This is a genomic window from Vitiosangium sp. GDMCC 1.1324 (assembly GCF_003044305.1).
In the GTDB taxonomy this organism is placed as follows: domain Bacteria; phylum Myxococcota; class Myxococcia; order Myxococcales; family Myxococcaceae; genus Archangium.
In genome coordinates this window covers 73,578-94,532 of the sequence record NZ_PZOX01000007.1, presented here as the reverse complement: position 1 = coordinate 94,532, position 20,955 = coordinate 73,578, and the positions used below count along the sequence as shown (strand labels likewise).

The window sequence follows — 20,955 nt, the reverse complement described above, 5'->3', positions numbered from 1 at the left end:
CCCGATCCGTCAAGGCGACGAAGGTGGCGTCCTCCGCACGACGACTCCGTCCGCACCGACTGCCCAGAGGTCCGATTCGCTCGAGCCCCAGATGGCCTTGAGGTGGGGCGCATCCGGATCGTTGCGAAGCTCCTGGGTCCAGGCACTGCCGTCGAAGTGCCGGACCTCCCCGTTGTCCCCCACCAGCCAGACCTTTCCTCCAGAACCCCAGAGTCCGTTCCATAAGGAGGAGGAGAAGGAGAGGGAGTCATCGGAGGGGATCGCCGGCAACAGCTTCCAGCCGCTCGCGTTCTTGGCGAGCACGACCGGCTCCATGAACCCCATATCACAGAGCGCCCAGAGCTCGCTGGGTCCGGTGCCCCATGCGTCCAGACACTCCGGCACCGAGCCCACCTCTGGCACCACGGCGGTCCAGCCCGTCCCCGTCCAGTGCATCAACTCCTTGGAGGACGAGCCCATGATCATCCAGACATCCGAGGGACCGCTGCCCCATACATGCACCGGCCTGTCATAGGAATCATCGGAGAAGCGGCGCTCGCTCCAGACCTTCCCGTCGAAATGCAGGGGGCCATAAAAGAAGCGCTCGCCGGAGCCCGCCACGATCCAGACATCACCCGGGCCACTGGCCCACACGTCGGCCAGCGTGTTGTCGATCCCCAGCGCCATGCGGGACCACCGGGTTCCATCCCAGTGCAACACGGTACCGCGCTCGCCCACGGCCCACGCGTCCTTCGGACCCACCGCCCACACCGCGTGCAGGTCGATGTTCGTGCCCGAGTCCACCCCGGACCATTGGGTGCCGTCCCAGTGGATGAGGGTCCCCAGCCGCCCCACCGCCCAGACATCGTTCGGGCCGCTGCCGTGGATGGACTCGAGCGTCTGGGTCGTCTTGCTGTCGGCGCGCACCCACTCGCTCCCGCGCTCCCCACCACACCCGCCAAGCACGGCGCAGATGGCCACCAGGGCCATGGACACGGCTCTCATCACAGCGTCTCCTGACCGACGGGAGCGGCGGCCGGCTTTCCGGGGAGGAACTCCACATCCGTTCCGCTGAAGGCGATGAGCGGGATGCCCGCGCCGACCAGCGCCGCGCCGCCCCCCAACGTGGCCCACTTCAGGGTGCTGAGATCCTTCGACGAGCTCCCCAGCGTGGGCGCTCCGCTCCCGGAGTCCAGACCCTCGAGAAGGATGATGACTCCGGCCACCGCGAGCGTGGAGAGCCCCAGCGTGGTGGATGTCCACCCGAGGAACTTCAGCGCCGAGCTGCCCGGCTTCACGCGCAGGGTGATGTCCTCCCCACGGCCCATCAGCGAGAAGCGCTCGGAGGCGGGAATACCACTGCCGGCGATGAAGAAGTCGGCGCGCGGCTCGGAGATGAACGTGTCGCAGGGAGCGACGCACTCGCGCGAGTATTCGAGGATGCCCACCGCCGCGACTCCCCGCCCCGTCGCGACGGTCCCCACGCCCTCGCCGGTGACGCGGAACAGCTCGACTTTCGGTGAGTCCGTCTCGAGGCGCACGCGCACGCGCTCCCCGCGCACACTCAGGCTCCCGTAGCCCCCCTGGGTGCGCAACAGCTCGACCTTCGGCGCATCCGTCTCGAGGCGGTTCTGCGCGAGCGACATCGAAGCGGCGAGACCCAAGGCAATCATCAAACCCATGGCATTTCCTTCCGAGGTGAAGGCCAGACGGCTCCCGTGAGCGTCGGTCATAGGACCGCGCCGCCGCCCCGGAATGTCCGGCCGTTGTGTCTTGCGCCCTCCTGAATGGAGGGACCCCGGCGGGTTTTTGAACCGATTTATCTAGATGTTGATGCGGGAGCTGACCGTCCGGATGTCCAGGCCCAGCGCGGCGAACCCGGCGGAGTGGGCGCGCAGCAGCTCCGCGAGCCGCGGATGCACGTCATCCTCCTCATTGGCCAGGATGAAGCCGTAGTTGGTCTTGGACAGCATCCAGGAGATCCACAGCATCTCGGTGGCCTGGTCCGGAGGTGGGGCGACGTCCAGGTCCTCCTCGGACCCCAGGGCCCCGCCCTTCCCCCAGCGCAGCCCCAGGCACGAGTACAGCACCTCGCCGGCGTCTTCCCACTGGAGGTTGTTGGCCCAGGCGTGCCGGAAGGTCGCGAAGAAGATGACGTAGCGGCACAGCTGCTTGAGCGCGTCCAGCTCACCGGGCTGGGGAACGTCGGTATGGGTCACCGCGCTGATGGCCCGCGGGGGAGGCTCGGCGGCCTTCACCTCCAGGTCCATGCGCTCGGAGCGCACGAACCACGGAGCGTCCTTCCCCGCCACCCGCGCCCGCAGATAGCGGCACACGAAGGCAGGCACCGAGTGGGCCACCAGCTCGTCCGAGAAGCGGCGCACCTCCAGCCACTGCGCCTCCACCGCGGCACCGTGCTCGGCGAAGAAGGCGTCGACGTGCTCCCCGAGCAGCCGCCAGAACAGCTGCGCGGCGTGGGCGTAGCGGTGCCCTTCACACACCGGCGCCGCGGGCGAGAAGCCCCGCCAGTCGTAGCTGCCCAGCAGGTGTTGCAGCCGCGCCTCGACTCCCCGCTGGGTCAACGCACTGGAGCGAGTGATGTACCCATTCGGGCCAATCAGGAACCCACTGGCGGAATGGTTGATCAGCACCACCTCGCGCAGGTGGGGCATGAGCAGCCAGCGGAGGGGGTTGTTCCTCAAGTTCCGGTGCGCGGCGATGGCGTACTGCTCGACGTTGAGGTGGCACTGCCCGAGGTGATTGCCCAGCTCGGTGTCCAGCGTCGCGCTCACCCGGGCCATGCGCTTGGCGGCCTCCCAGTCAGCACCATCCGCGGGCGTGAAGGACCGGCGTGTCACCGGCGAGCCGGGCGCCGTGGCCCCGGGCTCCCGCAGCCCCAGGACGATGCGCACGGGCAACACCCGGCCGTCCACCAGCCGCAGCCGCACGTCCACGTCGGGGAGGCAGTGGACGCCGTCCTGCTCATAGGCGTTCCACGGGAAATAAAGCCGGAAGGCATTCGAGTCGCCGGGGACTTCGGGATCGCGATCCAGGACGGTCGCGAACATGCCGTTGAGCAGACGTTCGCCAAAGAAGGCGTCGCTGCGGGAGGAGCCCGGCGCTTCCCGCTCCATGCGGACCGTCATCGATTCGGGGTAGTCGGCCTGCATCTTGGCCAGACTGGGCGCGAGCCCCATTCGAATCTGCAAGAGGTGCTGGCGCTTGACGAGCTCGATGGGGGCGACGGCCTTCAGCATCGCCAGGGACCGCCCCGGGGCGTAGGCCGTGGGCGGGGTACCCTCCTCGGTGACGAGCAGCCGGGCCAGAGGCGTCGTCGGGTCATACTCCCAGTACGGCAGCCGCAGGGTGCCGAAGTCGTAGTGGAGCCCGCCGTGGTCATCGGGGCCGCGCTGCGAGCCGATGCGCCGCCAGCTCTCCACCACCCGCCCATCCTTGCGGAAGGTGTGCTGGGGCTCGAAGAAGCGAAGCTCGAGATCCGGCAGGTCCCCCACACCCGCGTCGGCGGGATCGTAACGGACCTCGAAGTACCCATCGGCGTTGGTGAAGCCCTCGCCCAGGAAATCATCCGGAGTGCCGGGGTCCCGGTCCCACAGCTCCACCTTGAGGTGGTGCAACGGCCGGGGCCCTTGAGAACCGTCCTGCTCGAAGACCAGGCGACCGGTGGCGACGGCAGGCAGGGTAGCGGGGTCTCGGATGGTCCGTGGGGTGCGCACGCGCGGAGCCAGCTCGCGGCTGACGGAAGCACGCTGCTCGCGGTCCAGACTCGAGTACCACCTGGCCAGCTCGTCGGGCTCGAGGAGCTCCGTCTCGACTTCTTGAGCTTTGAGGCCCAGGGACGACAGCAGGCGGCGCAGAGAGGCGAGCATCATCCCAGCTCCTCTGCCAGGTGGGCGGGGCGCATGGGCGAGGAAGGTAGCATGGCTTGCAGGTCGCGCTTGCGCCGTCCTACCTTCCGGACCCGACACCCAGAGGCAATCCAATGACTGTTGATTACAAGCTCGCGATTCGCACGAGCGCGAAATTCGGCGCGGGGACGAACGCCACCATCTCCGTCGTCCTGGTCGGCACGCACGGAGAGAGCGAGCCGCACACACTGGACAAGCGCTTCCACAACGACTTCGAGGCAGGGGCGGAGGACGTCTACACCGTCAAGGCCCAGGACCTGGGCGAGCTGCTCCTGCTCCGGTTCACCAACGCCGGAGGGCTCGCGAGCGACTGGCTCCTCGATTCCGTCCGGGTCACCGCCGGCGAGCGGAGCTGGTACTTCCCCCACTTCCGCTGGGTCCTGCACAACTCGACGGCCGAGGTCCTCGAGGGCACGGCGCGGCTCCCGCAGCACCTACAGAACGAGCGCGCGGCGAAGGCCCGCCGCGAGCAGCTCGAGGGCCGCCAGCAGATGTATCCCTGGCGCCCCGCCGAGGCGACCGCGAACCTGCCCGGCGCGCTCGACATCAGCAAGGAGCGGCCACTGCCGAAGGACGAGCTGTACCGGGGCCTGAGTGATGGCAGCTACGAGGTCGTCATCGCCAAGACGCTGGCGGCGCTCAAGCTGCACATGCCCGTGCTGACCAAGGCGTGGAACGGGCTGGTGGACGTCCTCGGCCTCCTCAAGCACGTCGAGGTTCCCCAGCTCGCCCAGCGGTGGCAGGACGACCACGAGTTCGCGCGGCAGGCCGTCCAGGGGATCAACCCCGTCCACATCCAGCTCATCACCGCCCTGCCGCAGGGGCTCCCGCTCTCGGACGGAGATGTCCGCGGCCTCCTCTCGCCAGGCAGCACGCTGGAGCAGGCCCTCGCGACGAAGCGGGTCTTCCTGCTCGACTTCGAGATCCTCGAAGACATCCCGATGTTCAAGAAGGTCGACAAGGAGGGGGTCGAGGAGCGGCGCTGGGCGCCCGCGTCCCGGTGCCTCCTGTACCTCGACGACACCCAGCAGCTCCGGCCAATCGCCATCCAGCTCGGCAGGGATCCTCAGAAGGATCCGGTGTTCACGCCGAACGACAGCGAGCACGACTGGCTGGCCGCGAAGATCTACGTCCGCTGCAGCGAGGGCAACACGCACCAGATGGTGGCGCACGCGCTGCGGACCCACTTCGTGGCGGAGCCGTTCGTCATGGCGACGATGCGCAACCTCCCGGACCCGCACCCCGTCTACAAGCTCATGCGCCGCCACTTCCGCTACACGCTGGCCATCAACGAGGGGGCGCGCCAGGGCCTGCTCGCCGAAGGCGGAGTGTTCGACGACTTCATCGCCACCGGCGGTCCCGACAAGGGCCACCTGCGGCTGGGCATGAAGGGCTACGAGCGCTGGAAGCTGACGGACAACAGGCCGCGGCCGGACTTCGAGCGCCGCGGCGTCCTGGAGAAGGCCATCCTCCCGTACTACCCCTACCGGGACGACACGCTGCCGCTGTGGGACGCGATCGAGGAGTACGTGGGCGGCGTGCTCCGGCACTTCTACAAGTCCGACGCCGACCTCGTCAGCGACGCCGAGATGCAGGCCTGGTGGAAGGATCTCACCGAGCGGGGGCTGCCCGCCGATAAGCTTCCCTGCACGAAGCTGGAGCGCGTCGCGGACCTCGTCGACATCCTCGCCACCGTCATCTTCACGGTCAGCGTCCAGCACGCGGCGGTGAACTACCTCCAGTACGAGCACTACGGCTTCGTGCCGAACGCGCCGCTGTGCATGCGCAGGGAGCCCCCACGCGAGAAGGGGGCGCTCGGCCCGGACGACATCGCGGAGATGATCCCCAGCAAGTCCCAGACGCTCTGGCAGATCGCCATCGGCCGGGCGCTCTCCAGCTTCGGGGATGACGAGGAGTACCTCCTCAACGAGGGTGGGTGGCACGAGGACTACTTCAAGGATCCCGAGCTGGCCGCGATCCGCGATCGGTTCCACGACCGGTTGCGCACCCAGCTCGCCGCGGTGAAGGCGCGCAACGCGAAGAGCGAGGTGCCCTACACCGTCCTGCAGCCCGACAAGATCCCCTGCGGCATCACCGTCTGAAGAACCCCTCAGGAGCTTGCACTTGCCAAACCTGCTCTCACGCAGCCTGTTCAATCTGTTCTTCGGAGCCAGACGCAAAGCCATGGGGTCCCTGCCCGGACCGCAGCCCGGCGTGCTCGGCACCCTCGGAGACTTCATCGGTACGCCGCCTTGGGACGTCTGCGCGCGGTATGGGCGCGAGTACGGAGGCGTCACGCTCATCTGGATGGGCGCCAGCCCGGGGCTGGTGCTCAACGATCCCGCGCTCATCCAGGAGGTGCTCGAAACCCGCCGGCTCGAGTTCGAGAAGGGCTCGATCGGAGACCAGCTCCGGCCGTCCGCGCCGCACACGGTCTTCATCGCCAAACAGAGCGAGGACTGGGCCGCCAAGCGCAAGGCCGACCCCCTGGAGCAACCGTGGTCCGACGACTGGGTGGCCACCCAGGTGGGCCCGATGGAGACAGCGATCGCGGAATCCGTGGAGGCCCTCTTCGGACAGACGTCGATCGATCTCACGCCCGTGCTGCGCCGGATGACCTTCGACGCCTTCACGGTCGTCACGGTGGGCGAGAAGCCCCCGGACCAGGTGTTCGAAGACTTCTTGGTGCTCGCGAAGGCCGTGGACGCGCGAATCCAGTCGAACCTCCCCTTGAGGTTCGTCCGGCTGCCCAAGGGCTTCGAGGGCGCCAAGGAGCGCTTCTACGGGTACTTCGCCGAACGGGTCAGCACGGCGCGCCGGTCCCCGAACCCGAACGCGGTCGACCTGATGTCACGGACGCTGCGCGAGGTGCCCGGCATCAACGACCAGGTGCTGGCGAACACCCTCGGGGAGTTCTTCTTCGGCGGCGTCTTCTCGTCGAGCACCACCCTGGTCGGCGCGTTCCATCAGCTCAACAAGCACACCGGAGCCGAGGAGCGTCTCGCGGCCGAGGCCGCCGCACTGGGCGACGGGAAGCTGACCTTCGAGAAGCTGCGCGGCGCGCCCTGGGCCGAGGCCGTCGCGTGTGAGGCCTTGAGGCTTCTTCCGGCGGTCCGCGTCTTCACGCGCACGCCGGCCGCCGACACGCAGCTCGCCGGAGTCAAGCTGGCGGCGGGTTCGATGATCATGATCTCCAACCAGCACCTGCAGCGGGATCCCTCCCACTGGCCCAACCCGGACACCTTCGACCCCACCCGGTGGCTGGATGGCGGCCTGGCTCGCGACCCGCTCGGGAGCGGTTACTTCTTCCCGCTCGGCCGTGGCCCGCGGGCGTGCGTGGGAGGTGCCTTCGCGATGGTGTACCTGCGCACGGCGCTCGCGACGATCGCCGCCCGCGCGAAGGTCCACGTCGACTCGACAGAACCTTTCGAAGAGGGCTTCTTCTTCGGAGTGGTCCTCCCGAAGGGCGTCACCGGGAGGTTCGTTGCACGCCAACCCCGAGCAGGTCATGCTCCGGTCGGCTCTCGTTCCACCCCCTCTGTGAAATCAGCATGACATTGTTCCGGCACCCCCAAGATCGAATCCCCGTCCTGCTGTTCCTGTGTGTGTTCGCGCTCGACCTGACCGTGTATTTCACGGCGAGTAGCTGGTGGTTGCCCATCCTGTGGCTCGGCCTGGGAATCATTCCCAAGGGATGGATCAGCGCGTGGAACCACCACCATCAGCACCTGACGATGTTCCGCCACGCCCTTCCCAACCGCCTGCTGGAGGTGGTGTTCGGGTTCCAGACCGGAGTGACGTCGCACGCGTGGTTCCTGCATCACGTGCTCGGCCACCACCGCAACTACCTGGACCAGGAGAAGGACGAGTCGCGCTGGAAGCGCCCGGATGGCACGACCATGGGCGAGCTGGAGTACTCGCTCATCACGATGCTCGTGGCCTATCCCCGGGCATTCAACGTGGGGCTGAAGCACCCGAAAGTCCTGCGCATCTTCCTGGCGATGGGCGCGCTGCAACTGGCGCTGCTCGGCCTGTTGTTCTGGCACAACTGGTACAACGCGCTCTGGGTCTTCCTGCTCCCCATGTGCGTGTCCCTCTACGTGACCGTCTGGGCCACGTACTTCCACCACGTGGGACTCGACACGACGGAGCCCACCCAGGCCTCGCACAACATCCTGCACCGGGGCTACAACCTGATGACGGGCAACCTGGGCTACCACACCGCGCACCACGTGCGGCATGGGCTGCACTGGTCGCAGTTGCCGGAGCTGCACGCGCAGCTGGCGAAGGACATTCCCCCCACGAACTACCGCCAGCCGGGCATCCCGTTCGTGTGGTTCGGCTCGGAGGCGAAGCTGGAGTTGAGCCCCGACGAGATCGAGGCGCTCGCCCAATACAGCCCTGGCGCGCGCACCTGAGCGGGCAGCCGTCAAAAAAGACGGCGGGCGGCCCCCATGAGCCGCCCGCCGTTCAACCCATCCTACGACTGTCGACTACGGCTTGGTGTAGTTGATGTTCAGCGTGTACGTGGCCGCGGTGTAGCCGCGCACCATGACGTAGGCGCTGCTCTGGCCCGCCGGCACCGTCAAATCGCACGTCTCGGAGGCGCCCGAGGTGTACGGACGGCAGTTGTACGTGGTGGTGGTGGGCGCCGCGCCGAAGCGGACGTAGAGGTCGGGGTCACCCGAGCCCGTCATCACCACCTTGAACTGGGTGCCCGCCACCACGCTGTACGCGCCGTAGTTGGCGTTCGCGCCCGAGGCCACGCTGCCGCTGACCGTGGTGGACACCGGCGTTCCGGTGCTGGTACCGCCGTAGGTGCCCTTGAGCGAGGCGCCCGAGTACGTGGAGTACCCGTTGACCATCACGTACCAGGTGCCCGCGGCCGGGTTGGTGAAGGGGCAGTTCTCCGCGTTGCCGCTCGCGTACGGACGGCAGTCATAGCTGGTGGAGGTCGGCACCGCGCCGAACTTCACGTACAGGTCCGCGTCACCCGAGCCACCGCTCATGTCGAACGCCAGGCTGGACTGACCGGCGGGCACCTCCAGCGTGTAGTACTTCTTGCTGCCGGAGCTGCCGGAGAGGCTCACCGCGACGCCGTTGGTCAGCGGCGTGGTCACCGGCGGCGGAGCCGGCACGCCCACGCACTTCCAGGCCTCGGTGACGGCCGTGGCCTCAGCCGAGCCCACGCCGTAGAGCGCCTCGGCGGCCTGCACCATGTACGTCTTGGCCTGCTCGAAGGTGGTGGACGCCGTGAAGAGGTTCGTATTGGCGTAGTAGAAGATGCGGCCGGCCTTCTCCGGGCCGATCGCCGGCACGGTGTTGGTCGTCTTGCCGCGCGGGTGCGTGCCGCCCTTGGAGAGCATCGCGAACACCAGGTTGCTGATGCCCGAGCTGTAGTGCACGTCCTGCCCGCCGTAGTCCGGGTAGTAGTCCAGCGAGACACCGTCCTTGGCCGGGTCATCCATGTAGCGCAGGGCGTCGTTCGCGGTGGCCGGCGTCCAGATGTCCTCGCCGATCATGAAGATGTCCGGCGTCGTCGCCCAGGTGCCGGTGAAGTAGCTCTCGCACACGCCGGCGAAGATGTCGGACATGGACTCGTTGAGGCCACCGGACTCACCCGAGTAGGTGAGGTTGGACTCGTGCTCGGTCACCGCGTGGGTGAGCTCGTGCACGGTCACGTCCAGGTCCAGGCCCAGCATGGTCGAGTTCACGCCATCGCCATCGCCGTACACCATCTGGGTGCTGTCCCAGTAGGCGTTCACGTAGTTGGAGCCGTAGTGCACCGTGCTGATGAGCGTGGCGCCCGCGTTGTCGATGGAGTCGCGGCCGAACAGGTCCTGGTAGCAGGAGTACGTCTGGCCGAGCCGGGTGTAGTTGGTGTCGACGTGGTTGTCGCCCACGGCAGCCTGGCCCTCGCTGCGCTTGAGGGTGCCCGGCGTGGTGGTGCTGTTGTTGGCCGAGTACACCTTGCGGTTGAGCGCCGAGTGGATGAGCGGGTTCACCAACAGGATGCCGCCCCGCTGCGCGTCCACGTAGACGAGGTCGTCGGCGGGCATGCCGTCGCGCTCGCCCTTCACGCGTACCTCGTAGGACAGGCTCAGCTCCTGACTGTGCTCGGCGCGCAGGTAGACCAGCTTCGCATCTCCCTGGGCGGAGGCTCCACGCGCGGTGGAGTGGGCCACGGCCGCCTTCAGCGCGGCCTCGGGGGCCACCTTCGCGGAGGAGGACACCTGCTCCCCCGTCCGGGCCGAGCCGTTGACCGCGTAGATGTTGCCCGCGCCGTCCGCATGCACGATGAGCTCGCCGCCCACCACGCGCAGCCCGTTGAGGGTCTGCTGGAAGCGCGCATGCCGGTTGCCCTGGGCGTCCACGGAGGAGCGCTTGAGCACCAGGTCCTCACCACTCACGCGGAACACCGGCGCGATGTCCGCCACCACCTCGCGCAGCTCGTCCTTCGCGCGCAACTCCCCCACCGTCCCCGCCGCCGACAACCGGCCCAGCCTGCCCGTGACCGCGTAGGGCACGCCCGCCTCACTGCCCACGACCTGCACGTCCTTGAAGCGCGCCAGCGCCGCCTGGACGTCCACGTCCTTCCCACCCGCCCGCACAGCCTCCTCGTTGACTTCCGCCGTCGAACCGCAAGCGGCAAGGCTTGCGCCCAGCCACGCCACGCAGAACGTCCTCAGAACACGATTAGCCAATGCGACACCCCTCTGTTGAAGAGACTCATTTCTTGACATACCGAGAACTCAGATTTCAAGGGCACTTAATGATTTTCAGGAATTTTTCTGATTCCCGGCTTGTAAATGCAGACACCGCTCCCCTTGTCTCCCTCCGAGGAGAGTGGAACGGTGCGCGATTTTTCCCGCGTCACGCCAATCTGCTGCTCGCGTGCGCACTGCTGATGCTGGCCGCCTGTGCCCGCAACGTGCGCCCCGCCCCTCCCCTGCCGCCGCGCGTCACCGCGGAGGAGGCGCAGAAGCTGGTGCCCCCGGACGTGAAGGACCGGGAGGGCTGGGCGCAGGACGTGCTGGCCGCGCTGGAGGCGCACCGGCTGTACCCCTCGGCGGAGGCGGTGTGCTCGGTGATGGCCGTCATCGAGCAGGAGTCGGGCTTCCAGGCGAACCCGCCGGTGCCAGGCCTGGCGCGCATCGTCCAGCAGCGGCTGGAGGCCTACTCGGACAAGCTGGGCCCGCTCGGGCCACCGGCGCTGAAGGCGCTGCTGAATGGCAAGGCGCCGGGACAGACACGGACCTTCGAGCAACGCCTGCAACAGGTGAAGACGGAGCGGGACCTGGACCGCATCTTCCGCGAGCTGCTCGAGTACTACGAGACGGAGTACCCGAAGACCTATACCGCGGCGCAGCTGGCGAGCGCCCTGTTCAAGTCCACGCGGCTGGAGGACCTCAATCCCATCACCACCGCTGGCTCCATGCAGGTGAGCGTGCGCTTCGCGGAGGAGCTGGCCGGAGGAGACGAGCGCGCGCTCCAGCGGGTGCGCGAGGAGCTCTACACGCGAGGCGGCGGGGTGTACTACGGCGCGGCGCGGCTGCTCGGCTACGAGGCGCACTACAGCGACCCCCTCTACCGCTTCGCGGACTACAACGCGGGCTTCTACACCTCGCGCAACGCGGCGTTACAGCAGCAGGTGAGCCGCCTCACCGGCCTGGAGCTGGTACAGGACGGGGACCTGCTCGCCTACGACAAGCAGGGCGAGCCCCTGGACCAGGACAGCAACTCGCTGAAGGCCCTCCTCGCCTTCCGGCAGCGGTACGCGCAGGACCTGAGCGAGCGGAGGGTGCGCAAGGACGTGCTGAAGGAGAAGGAGCTCGGCTTCGAGGAGACGGACACCTGGACCGCCATCAAACGCACGTACCAGGAGGTGACGGGCGAGCCTCCCGAGTACGCGCGGCTCCCCACGGTGGTCATCCGCAGCCCGAAGATGAGCACGGAGCGCTCCACGGCGTGGTTCGCGCAATCGGTGAACAAGCGCTACCTGCGGTGCATGGGGCGCTACGCGGCGCTGCCGAAGCCCGCCCCCTGATGTTGCCGCGCGGGCTACAGAGTGGTGGCGGTATTCGTAGCTTCCAAGGCTCCAAGACTAAGCGTGTTCCCTCTGACGGCCCCGTTGGCCCACCAACTGCTAGCGACCCGCCCTGCCGTTGGCGTCTCAACCCCAGTCAAGGAGCACCACATGCCGTCTGGTCAGTACCGAAAGAGACTGTTCCACGCGCTGGTCCTCATGAGCACATTCGCGGGCCCCGCGGCCCTGGGAGCCGCGCCCGAGCCCGGTAACGCTCGCAACTACGATGCCCGCGTCACCTACAACGCGGGCCTGCGCCAGGGATTCGCTCCGGTGCAGAAGACGAAGGAAGCGGAGCTGCGCCGCAGCATTCCGGAGCTGCGCGTCGAGGTTGACGAGACACAAGGCATGGTGCGCTCGCTCACCAATGCCGTGGGGGCGCTCTCCGGCCCGAGCAGCGGGGATGCGCTCACCATCGGTCTGGACTTCGTCCAGCGGCAGCGCGAGCTGCTGGGGCTGGTGCCGGAGGACCTGGCCAACCTGGAGGTCACGGATCGCGTCTACTCGAAGCTGAACGGCGTCACGCACCTGTACCTGCGCCAGGTGCACAAGGGGGTGCCCGTCTACAACGGCCAGCTTCAAATCAACGTAGACAAGGAAGGGCGCGTGCTCAGCGTGCACAGCGACCTGCAGCCGGGCCTGGCGGCGGCGCTCGCCAGCGTGGAACCGCGCGTGGACGCGGGCCAGGCGGTGGCGAGCGTGGCGAAGCACCTGGGCGTGATGCTCAAGACCGGGCTCCAGGTCCAGAAGGCGGAGCCGGGCGCTCGCCAGCGCACCCGCGTGGAGGCACCGGGCCTGTCGAGCGAGTCCATCGACGCGCAGCTCTCGGTGCTGCCCGTGCGCAGGGGCGAAGCGCGCCTGGTGTGGAACTTCCAGGTCCACACGCCGGATCAACAGCACGACTACGACCTCACCGTGGACGCACAGACGGGCGAGGTCTGGACGCGCGTGGACTGGGTGGCCTCCGACGACTACCGCGTCTACCCGCGCCCGGTGGAGAGCCCCAACCACACCACGCCCCTGCCCCCCTCGGACGGACGGCAACTGCTGCTCAACCCCGCCAACACGGTGGCCTCGCCCTACGGCTGGCATGACACCAACGGCGCCGCGGGCGCGGAGTTCACCATCCTGCGCGGCAACAACGTCCACGCCTACGAGGACAGCAACAACGACGGCCTGCCGCCCGCCACGCAGCCGGACTGCGGTGCCACCATCCACTGCGACTTCCCCATCAACCTCACCGGCGCGCCGTCCACGTACATCCCCGCGGCCGTCACCAACCTCTTCTACTGGAACAACATCCTCCACGACGTCTCGTACCAGTACGGGTTCGACGAGGTGGGTGGCAACTTCCAGGTGAACAATTACGGCCATGGCGCGCTAGGCAACGACGACGTTCGCGCCGAGGCGCAGGACGGCTCGGGCACCAACAACGCGAACTTCTCCACGCCTCCGGACGGCTCGCGTCCGCGCATGCAGATGTACGTGTGGACCACCGTGTCGCCGAACAAGGACGGAGACCTGGACACGGGCATCATCGCGCACGAGTACACGCACGGCATCTCCAACCGCTTGGTCGGTGGCCCCAGCAACACCTCCTGCCTCGGCAACGCGCAACAGCCAGGCGAGGGCCTCAGCGATTTCATGTCGCTGGTGCTCACCGCACGCGCCACGGACACCGGCCCCATGGGCCGCGGCGTGGGCACGTACGCGCTGAACCAGCCCACCACCGGTCCGGGCATCCGCACGCAGCGCTACAGCACGGACCCGGCCATCAACACGTGGACCTACGCCAGCATCAACGGCATGGCCGTGCCGCACGGAGTGGGCTCGGTGTTCGCGCAGGCGCTGTGGGAGGCGTACTGGTCGCTCGTGGACAAGTACGGCTACAGCTCCAACCTGTACGCGGCCACCGGCGGCGCGGGCAACCAGCGCATGCTGGCGTACTTCATCGAGGGCCTGAAGAACACGCCGTGCAGCCCCACCTTCACCCAGGTGCGTGACGGCATCATCACCGCGGCGAGCACGCTGTACGGCGGCCAGGACGTGTGCCGGCTGTGGACGTCGTTCGCCGCCTTCGGCCTCGGCTCCAACGCCGTGTCCGGTGGATCCGGCAGCACCGCGCCCACCAACGGCTTCTCCGTCCCCGCCTCGTGCAAGACGGACGTGTGGGGCAAGGACAAGCCGTGGGACACCGGCCTGGAGCCGGACGCCGCCACCGCGGGCAACAACATGTGGGAGAGCGAGGACATCTGGGTTCGCAACGACCTGACCAACGGGCCGCACCAGAACCCCGAGTACGGGCAGACGAACTATGTCCACGTGAAGCTCCGCAACCGCAGCACGGTGGAGGCCAGCAACGTGGCGGTGAAGGTGTACGGCACCAATGCCGCCACCAGCACCTCGTGGCCGTCGCTGTGGACGTACATCGGTGAGCAGAACGTGGTGAGCCTCTTGGGCGGCGCGGACACCGAGGTGTCGGTGCCGTGGAACCCGCCCATCGTGGGCCACTACTGCCTGATGGCGCGCATGGTCACCGGTCAGGACCCGATGACGTACGCGGAGATTGGCGACCCCAACTACAACACGCGAAAGAACAACAACATCATCTGGCGCAACACCAACGTGGTGAACCTGGTGCCCTTCGGCTTCGTGGACGTGCACTTCACGCTGCGCAACGTACTGAAGGAGCCGCGCCTGTTCCTGGTGCGCTTCCGCGAGCCGGAAGAGCAGCTCAAGAGCCCGTTCCTCCAGCGCGGTGCCGTGGTGGTGGACCTGGGCCGGGAGCTGATGGCGCAGTGGGAGAAGTCCGGAGGCAAGGCCGAGGGAGTGGAGCGCGTGGGCGAGACGCAGTTCAGGATCGCCGACCCGACCCGCGCCTACTTCGGCATCTCGCTCGAGCCGCAGCAGGAGTTCGAGGTGAAGATGAACTTCCAGGACCAGAAGTGGACCAGGGAGACGGACAAGTTCCTCGAGTACCAGTTCGCCGTCGTCCAGGAGGACCCCCAGGCGCAGGAGGAGAACCCCGCGGTGGGTGGAGTGACCTACTACCTCCAGGCGTCGCCGCTGTTCTGAGCGAGCACCTGAGGGTGGGTTGAGTCGTACCGGGCCGGGAGGAACCACCGCAGGGTGGCCTTCCGGCCCGGCGCTTTCCGTCCCTCAACGCACCGTGAGCACTCCGTGCATCCCGGGGTGCAGCGAGCAGAGGTAGGGGAACCGCCCCTTCTCCTTCGCCACGTAGCGCCAGGACGCCTTGGGCTGAATGTTGCCCGAATCGAACGCAGGGGCGCCGCCGCCCACGGCCATCACCGTGTGCGTCACCGCGTCCTCGTTCACCCAGATGACGGTGTCTCCCTGACGGACCACGAGCTCCTCGGGCACGAACTTCTGGTCCTTCATGCGGACATGGTGCACCCGCGCGGACGGAGACTCCCGTGCGTACGTGGAGTGAGTGAGCACCCCTCCGAGCAGACACACGGCGAGTGGGAGACCACGCCAGGACCTCGAGGAACGGGCGGACATGCGTACCTCCTCACCTCGAATGGATGCTCCGCCCGGCGCGAGATGACAGGGCCCCCACGGGGCTGTACCCGCGAGTGGACAGGCGCCAAGCCGGCTGGATGCCCGCTCCCAACAAACCTGACAGAAGGCTGTCACTCCCCCGCAGCAGATTGCCACTCAACCCAGGAGGCAATTCCCATGCGGCTGTACCACAACCCCTACTCCTTCAACGCTCGGCGCGCTGTGATGACCGCCCTCCACCTCAAGGTGCCGGTCGACCTCGTCGTGGTGGACCTGATGAGTCAGGAGCACCGCGAGCGGCTGCGCGGCGTGAACCCGAACGACAAGATTCCCGTGCTCGAGGATGGCGACTTCGTGCTCTGGGAGTCGCACGCCATCATGAAGTACCTGGCGGAGAAGACGCCCGGCCAGACGCTCTACCCGGCGGATCTCCGCGCGAGGGCCGACGTCGACCGCTGGCTGTTCTGGTGCGCGAGCCACTTCGGCCCCGCCATCAGCATCCTCAACTGGGAGCACTTCGTGAAGAAGATGGTTGGCGCGGGGGACCCCAACCCGGCCGAGGTGGCGCGCGGAGAGCGGGAGGTCGAGAGGTTCGCACTCGTCCTCGACTCGCACCTGGCCGGCCGGGAGTGGATCTCCGGGCCGCGGCTCACGCTGGCGGACCTGTCCATCGCCGCACCGCTCATGGCCACCACGACGGCGAAGATCTCCCTGGCGCGGTACCCGAACATCCAGGCGTGGTTCGGGCGCGTTCAAGCGCTCGAGGCGTGGAAGAAGACGAGCCTCTGACGCACCCCGTCGCCCTCTCCGAGAGAGGGCGACCCCGTCCGGGGAGGCAGGGCAGGTGCTGGCCGGGGCGCTCAGGCCGCGAGGTGTGTGGTGGGGGCCTTGCTGACCTGTGGCGCCTTGACTGAACCCGTGCGCCGCACCTTGTCGACCAGCACGAACAGCACGGGGGTGAAGAACAGGTTCAGCACGGTGGACACGAGCATGCCGCCAAACACCGCCGTCCCCAGGGAGCTACGGGCCGCCGAGCCAGCACCTTTGGCGAACATGAGCGGCATCACGCCCAGCAGGAACGCAATCGACGTCATCAGGATCGGCCGCAACCGCAGCGAACAGGCCTGGAGCGCGGCGTCGACCGCGGTGGCTCCCTCGGAACGCAGGCGGCGCGCGAGTTCGACGATGAGAATCGCGTTCTTGCTCGAAAGGCCCACCAGCATCACCATGCCCACCTGGCAGAAGACGTCGTTGGGCAGCCCGCGCAACGCCTGCCCGCCGAGCGCCCCCAGAATCGCCAGCGGCACCGAGAGCACCACCACGAACGGCAGCGCGAAGCTCTCGTACTGCGCGGCGAGCACCAGGAAGACGAACAGCAGGCCGAGCAGGAAGATGATGCCGGTCTGCCCCCCCGACTCGAGCTCTTCCAGCGACAGACCCGACCACTCGTAGCCGAAGCCCTGGGGCAGCGCCTCCTTCGCCACCTTCTCCATCGCCGCGAGCGCCTGACCCGAGCTGTAGCCCGGAGCCGCCGAGCCGGAGATCTCCACCGCGCGGAAGAGGTTGAAATGGTTGATGACCTGCGCCGAGGTCGTCGGCGTCACCTTCACCACGCTGTCGAGCGGCACCATCGCTCCCTGGTTGGTGCGAACGTAGAGCGAGCCGATGTCGGAGGGGTTGTCGCGGTCTGCCGCCTCGTTCTGCACCAACACGCGGTAGGCCCGGTTCGCGAAGTCGAAGTCGTTCACGTACTGCGCGCTCAACGACACCTGCAGCGTGCCGAACAGCTGCGAGATATCGATGTCCATCGCGCGAGCGCGCTCGCGGTCGACCTCCACCAGAATCTGCGGATCATCGGCGGTGAAGGTGCTGAAGACACCGCCAATCTCCGGGGTGCCCGCCGCCTTCTCGAGCACCTCACGCGTCGCCTCGGCGATCTGTTGCAGGTTGGACTGCAGCGCGCGGTCTTCGATTTCGAGCTGGAAGCCGCCGATCGCACCCACACCCTCCACCGAAGGCGGAGGAAACGGCATCACCATCGCATCGGTGATCTGCGAGAGCGGCGCGCGCAGCCGCTCGACGACGGCGGCGACGGAGTGCTCCTTGCCCGGGCGCTCCCCCCACGGCTTCATGTTGACGAACATGACGCCGCGGTTGGGACCGCTGCCGCCAAAGGAGAAGCCACCCACGGCAAACACACCCCGGATTTCGGGCTGGTCGCCCAGAATCTCCTGTGCGCGCTTCAGCACCGAGCCCGTCTGCTCGAGCGAGCTGCCATCCGGCGCGTTGACCGCGACGATGAACCAGCCCTGGTCCTCGTCGGGAATGAAGCCCGAAGGCACACGGGTGTAGAGAAACCCGGTAGCGCCAATGAGCGCCAGGAAGAGGGCGAGTCCGACGAGCGGACGCCGGATGAGCGGCTGGAGCGCCTTCGCATAACCCCGCTGTAGCGCGTCGAGAGCCCGGTCGACCCCCTGGAAGAAGGCCCATGTGTTCTCGCCGGTGTGCTTGAGCATCAACCCCGACAGCGCGGGCGTCAGCGTCACCGAGATGAAGGTCGAGATGGCCACCGAGAACGCGATGGTGAGCGCGAACTGCTGGTAGATGATGCCGGTGCTGCCCGGGAAGAAGCTGACCGGAACGAACACCGCCACCAGCACCAGCGAGATGGCGATGACCGGTCCCACCACCTCGCTCATTCCCTCGACGGCCGCCTGTATCGGCGTCTTGTCCTTCGACATCTCGAGATGACGGCTGATGTTCTCGATGACCACGATAGCGTCGTCGACCACCAGGCCCGTGGCGAGCGTGAGCCCGAACAGCGTCAGGGTGTTGATGGAAAAGCCCATCAACTTCACGAACGCGAAGGTCCCGATGAGTGAGATGGGAATGACGATGGTGGGAATGAGGGTGGCGCGCAGGCCCTTCAGGAAGACGAGGATCACCAGCACCACCAGCACGATGGCCTCGGCCAGCGTGACGAGCACTTCGTGAATCGACTGCTCGACCGCGAGCGTGCTGTCGAAGGCGACCTCGTACTTGAGCCCCTTGGGAAACTGTTTCGAGAGCCGGGCGAGCTCGGCCTTCACCCGCTCCGCGACGTCGAGCGCGTTGGCGTTGGGCAGCTGGGTGATGCCCAGGCCCGCGGTGTTGCGGCCGTTGAACTGGAGCAACTGCGCGTAGTCCTCCGCGCCGAGCTCGATACGCGCCACGTCCTTGAGCCGCACCAGCGCGCCCTTCGTGCCCCCGCCCTTGAGCACCACGTCCTCGAACTCTTTCGGGTCGGAGAGCCGGCCCTTCGCCACCACGTTGAGCTGGAACTGCTGCCCTTTGGGCGCGGGCGGACGGCCAATCTGACCCGCGGCGACCTGGAGGTTCTGCTCGCGCAACGCGGCGACGACATCGAGCGGCGTCAGGTTGCGGCTGGCGAGCTTCGCGGGGTCGAGCCACACCCGCATCGAGAACCGCCTCGCACCGAACACGTCGACGCTACCCACGCCCTTGAGCCGCTTGAGCGCGTCGCGCATGTAGATTTCGGCGTAGTTCGAGACGAACTGCTCGTTGTATTGCCCGCTCTCGTCGTACAGCGCGATGCCAGCAACGAAACTGCCCGCTGTCTTCGTGATGGAGATGCCATTCTGGCGCACGTCCGAGGGCAGTTGCCCCGAGGCGGTCTGCACCCGGTTCTGCACGTCGACCGCGGCGACATCGACGTTACGGCCGGGGTTGAAGATGATGGAGATGTTCGAGACGCCATCGCTGCTGCTGCTCGAGGTGATGTACTTCATGCCCTCGACGCCGTTGATCTGCTGCTCGAGCGGCGTGGTGACCGCCGACTCGACCACCTCGGCGCTGGCGCCGGTGTACACGCTGACGACGTTGACCTGCGGGAGCGCGAGGCTCGGGTATTGAGCGACCGGCAGGTTGGGAATCGCCAGCGCTCCCACGAGCACGATGAGGAGCGCGCAGACGCTCGAGAAAACGGGGCGATGAACGAAGAAGGAGACAAACATGATTCAGGGCTCAGGCTCCGGCCGGCGACGTGCCGGACCGCCGCGACTGGAGGGTGGAAGGTGGATGACGACGGGGTGTACCGGTGCCCTCAGTCCTGCTTCTGCTCGACCCACTGCACGGTGGCTCCGTCGGTGAGCATCTGGAGCCCCGACACCACCACCGTCTGCCCGCCGTCGAGACCCGCCTTGACGACATAGGTGTTGCCCTGGAGCGAGCCCAGGTTGACCGCGAGCCGTCGTGCCACGTTGTTCTTCGGGTCGACCACGAACGCGAACGTCTGGCCCGCCTGGCGGGTGACGGCCCGGGTGGGAATGGCCAGGCCCGGCGCGGTGCTGAAAACCACGCGGGCGCGCACCATCTGGTCCGCGCGCAGGCCCTGCAGTGAATTGAACGCCGCTTTGATCAGCACCAACTGGGTGCTCGGGTCGGTGCGCGGAGAGATGAAGACGACCGGACTCTCGGCGAGGGTCTTCCCGTCCAGACCGATGAGCCGCACCTTGCTGCCGGGCCCCAGCGCCGCGGCACGCTCGACCGGCACCTGCACATCGGCCTCGAGCCCACTGTCCTGCGTGACGGACGTGAGTGGCGTCGCCTGCGTCACGAAGTCGCCCACCTTCACCGGCACGTTGCCCACCACTCCGTCGATGGGCGCCACGATGTTGAAGAACGACAGCCGCGCCTTCTGTGAAGCGATGAGCGCGTCGGCGGCGCGCAGGCTCGCTTCCGCCTGGTCGGCCTGCGAGCGCGCCTGATCGAAGTCCTGCTGGCTGACGATGCCGTCCCTCCGCAGTGCCTGTGAGCGCTCGAGCTGGTCCTTCGCGAAGGCAGCCGAAGCGACCAGCGACTCGCGCGTGGCAACCAGGTTCTGCAGCGACGCCGCTTCGGCCGAGCTGTCGACCTGGAGCAGCAGCGTGCCCGCCTTCACCGGCGTGCCGGGCTTCGCCACGATGGAGCGCACGTAGCCGGAAACCTGCGGGTAGAGCACCACCGCGCGGCGCGAGGTGAGCGTGGCGAGGTAGTCGGAGAAGTCTTCGATGGGCTGCTGCTCGACCCTCACCACCGATACGGAGACGGGCGGCGGTGCGTTGGCTGGCGCCTCGGCCGCGGGGGCCTGGGTGCAGGAAACCGCGGCCAGAACGAGCGCGAAGGCGAGCGTCACCTCCGTCCGCGCACCTGGAGCGGAGGGAGGGCGCAGCCTGGCTGAGGGAGAGGTGCTTTCACGTGTCATGGGGAGCAGTCCGCGAGAGGCGACAGCGCCGGTGAGCGATGACCTCGACGAACGAACCTCGAAGGAGCGGGAGGGGTGTGCGGCGCGCACTGACGGGGCAGCGCGCGGAAACTGACGGCGAATGTATGTCGCCCGGTACTGAACTCTTTCAACCTGAAAGGCGACACCGCCTTCGGCCGGAAACGGAGTCGTGTCCCCCT

At 67.5% G+C, this 20,955-nt stretch carries 13 protein-coding genes; 6 read left to right on the top strand and 7 right to left on the bottom strand.

The window, feature by feature from the left end; genetic code table 11:
- Window positions 1-9: 9 nt before the first annotated feature.
- The 3 genes from DAT35_RS21505 to DAT35_RS21495 all read right to left on the bottom strand — a co-directional run bounded on the left by DAT35_RS21505 (window position 10) and on the right by DAT35_RS21495 (window position 3,869).
- Window positions 10-984, bottom strand: coding sequence for a hypothetical protein (locus tag DAT35_RS21505; protein WP_108068985.1), 975 nt, complete (start codon window positions 982-984; stop codon window positions 10-12).
- Window positions 984-1,652, bottom strand: a complete 669-nt coding sequence (locus tag DAT35_RS21500; protein ID WP_146209819.1) for a hypothetical protein — start codon at window positions 1,650-1,652, stop codon at window positions 984-986. Before DAT35_RS21500 ends, DAT35_RS21505 begins: the two co-directional genes overlap by 1 nt.
- Window positions 1,653-1,802: 150 nt before the next feature.
- Window positions 1,803-3,869 carry a lipoxygenase family protein gene (locus tag DAT35_RS21495; protein ID WP_233261619.1) on the bottom strand — a complete coding sequence of 689 codons (2,067 nt, stop codon included), beginning with the start codon at window positions 3,867-3,869 and terminating at the stop codon, window positions 1,803-1,805.
- Between the two features lie 110 nt (window positions 3,870-3,979).
- Here DAT35_RS21495 and DAT35_RS21490 point away from each other — a divergent pair, with 110 nt between their 5' ends.
- From DAT35_RS21490 to DAT35_RS21480, 3 genes are read left to right on the top strand one after another with little or no spacing between them, the layout of a single operon-like run.
- Entirely contained in the window at window positions 3,980-6,007 is a 2,028-nt protein-coding gene (locus DAT35_RS21490) for a lipoxygenase family protein (protein WP_108068983.1), read from the top strand.
- 22 nt (window positions 6,008-6,029) lie between these two features.
- A complete protein-coding gene (locus DAT35_RS21485; protein WP_108068982.1) occupies window positions 6,030-7,460 on the top strand; it encodes a cytochrome P450 in 1,431 nt (476 codons plus the stop codon).
- Window positions 7,457-8,323, top strand: coding sequence for a fatty acid desaturase (locus tag DAT35_RS21480; protein WP_108068981.1), 867 nt, complete (start codon window positions 7,457-7,459; stop codon window positions 8,321-8,323). Before DAT35_RS21485 ends, DAT35_RS21480 begins: the two co-directional genes overlap by 4 nt.
- Before the next feature lie 75 nt (window positions 8,324-8,398).
- On the opposite strand, the gene DAT35_RS21475 is transcribed toward DAT35_RS21480, so the two are convergent.
- Complete coding sequence (locus tag DAT35_RS21475) at window positions 8,399-10,648, bottom strand: M4 family metallopeptidase (protein ID WP_108068980.1); 2,250 nt, start codon at window positions 10,646-10,648, stop codon at window positions 8,399-8,401.
- A 164-nt stretch (window positions 10,649-10,812) separates the two neighbouring features.
- On the opposite strand from DAT35_RS21475, the gene DAT35_RS21470 reads away from it, so the two are divergent.
- Together DAT35_RS21470 and DAT35_RS21465 are read left to right on the top strand one after the other, a co-directional pair.
- Window positions 10,813-11,952 (top strand): DUF1615 family protein, encoded by a 1,140-nt coding sequence (locus DAT35_RS21470; protein WP_108068979.1) that lies wholly within the window; start codon window positions 10,813-10,815, stop codon window positions 11,950-11,952.
- A 150-nt stretch (window positions 11,953-12,102) separates the two neighbouring features.
- Entirely contained in the window at window positions 12,103-15,066 is a 2,964-nt protein-coding gene (locus DAT35_RS21465) for a M36 family metallopeptidase (protein ID WP_233261618.1), read from the top strand.
- Window positions 15,067-15,150: 84 nt separating this feature from the next.
- Here the strand turns inward: DAT35_RS21465 and DAT35_RS21460 are convergent, their stop codons facing one another.
- The gene (locus tag DAT35_RS21460) at window positions 15,151-15,513 is read right to left on the bottom strand and encodes a cupredoxin domain-containing protein (RefSeq protein WP_108068978.1); all 363 of its coding nucleotides are present in this window, start codon (window positions 15,511-15,513) and stop codon (window positions 15,151-15,153) included.
- A gap of 177 nt (window positions 15,514-15,690) precedes the next feature.
- Here DAT35_RS21460 and DAT35_RS21455 point away from each other — a divergent pair, with 177 nt between their 5' ends.
- Window positions 15,691-16,302 carry a glutathione S-transferase family protein gene (locus DAT35_RS21455; protein WP_108068977.1) on the top strand — a complete coding sequence of 204 codons (612 nt, stop codon included), beginning with the start codon at window positions 15,691-15,693 and terminating at the stop codon, window positions 16,300-16,302.
- Window positions 16,303-16,373: 71 nt separating this feature from the next.
- Here the strand turns inward: DAT35_RS21455 and DAT35_RS21450 are convergent, their stop codons facing one another.
- The gene (locus DAT35_RS21450) at window positions 16,374-19,526 is read right to left on the bottom strand and encodes an efflux RND transporter permease subunit (RefSeq protein WP_108068976.1); all 3,153 of its coding nucleotides are present in this window, start codon (window positions 19,524-19,526) and stop codon (window positions 16,374-16,376) included.
- Between the two features lie 89 nt (window positions 19,527-19,615).
- Window positions 19,616-20,755: an efflux RND transporter periplasmic adaptor subunit gene (locus DAT35_RS21445; RefSeq protein WP_158501814.1), complete on the bottom strand. Its 1,140-nt coding sequence runs from the start codon at window positions 20,753-20,755 to the stop codon at window positions 19,616-19,618.
- Window positions 20,756-20,955 lie beyond the last annotated feature (200 nt).